Raw genomic sequence first — 1,393 nt, forward strand, 5'->3', positions numbered from 1 at the left:
CCCTGTCTGTCAGGCTGAGATGAGGCAGCCTTCCCGGTGCGGCTAGGCTTGCCGGGAGACAGGAAGAGGATCATCGTGACACTACCCAGTACGCCTGGTGAGCAGGGCGAACGGCCGAAGCGGCGGACGTTCACGGCGGAGTACAAACTACGCATCGTGGCGGAGTACGACGCGGCGAAGGCCTCGGGTGAGGGCGCGGCGATCCTGCGCCGGGAGGGCCTGTATCACTCGCACATCCTGGAGTGGCGGGCCGCGCGGGACGCGGGGGCGTTGACCGCCTTGGGCAGCCGCAAGAGCCCGGTGAGTGAGAACCGGCGCCGCAGCGCGGAGACGGCCGAGATCGAGCGGTTGCGGCGGCGTAACGAGCGCCTGGAAGCGGACCTGGCGCGGACGAAGACCGCGTTGGAGATCATGGGAAAAGCGCACGCGCTCTTGGAGACGTTGTCCGAGAGCGCGGACGACACGTCGACACGGCCGCGCAGGCGCTGACCGAGGCGTTCGACGCTCTCGCGCCGGTGGTGGGTGTGGCCGGGGCGTGCCGGTTGACTGGCCGGTCCCGCGCCACTCATTACCGGCGCCAGCAGCCACCCGTGGTGTCTCGGCCGCTGCGGCCGAAGACACCTCCACCGTCGACGCTGTCAGCGACCGAACGCCAGACGGTGCTGGACGTGCTGCATCGGGATGAGTACGCGGAGATGTCCGTGGCTCAGGTCTGGGCCCGCGAACTCGACGAGGGCCGCTACTGGTGTTCGCAGTCCACGATGTACCGGATCCTGCGCCAGACCGGGGAGAGTCGGGAACGCCGCCGGCAGGCGACCCATCCCGCCCGAACGATCCCGCAGTTGGTCGCGACCGGGCCGTCGCAGGTGTGGTCGTGGGACATCACCCGCCTGAAAACCACGGCGCGGGGCGTGTTCTACCACCTGTACGTGATCATCGACGTGTACTCCCGCTACGTCGTCGGCTGGCACGTCGCCACCGGCGAGGACTCCCTGCTCGCCCGGGAGCTGATCGACGACGCCATCGCCCGCAACGGAGTGCGGCCCGAGGTCCTGCACGCCGACCGCGGCTCGTCGATGACCTCGAAACCCGTCGCCGAGCTCCTCGCCGACCTCGACGTCACCCGCTCCTACTCCCGGCCCAGGGTGTCGAATGACAACCCGTACTCCGAAGCGCAGTTCAAGACGTTGAAGTACTGCCCCGCGTTCCCCGACCGCTTCGACTCCCTGCACCACGCCCGGGAGTTCGCCGCCGAGTTCTTCACGTACTACAACCACGAACACCGCCACTCGGGGATCGGCCTGCACACCCCCGCCTCAGTGCACTACGGCACCGCCGACGACGTCCACGACCAGCGGCAGGCCACCCTCGACGCCGCCTGGCAGGCCCACCC

Annotated in this window: 2 protein-coding genes; both read left to right on the plus strand. The window is 69.1% G+C overall.

Annotated elements, in window-relative coordinates; genetic code table 11:
- Positions 1–75: 75 nt before the first annotated feature.
- Entirely contained in the window at positions 76–489 is a 414-nt protein-coding gene (locus ACFY2Q_RS29490) for a transposase (protein ID WP_387135933.1), read from the plus strand.
- On the plus strand, positions 486–1,393 hold a 908-nt coding region (locus ACFY2Q_RS29495; protein ID WP_387135935.1), incomplete at its 3' end, for an IS3 family transposase. The genes ACFY2Q_RS29490 and ACFY2Q_RS29495, both read left to right, overlap by 4 nt.

It is taken from the genome of Micromonospora sp. NPDC000316, assembly GCF_042898885.1.
Lineage (GTDB): Bacteria > Actinomycetota > Actinomycetes > Mycobacteriales > Micromonosporaceae > Micromonospora.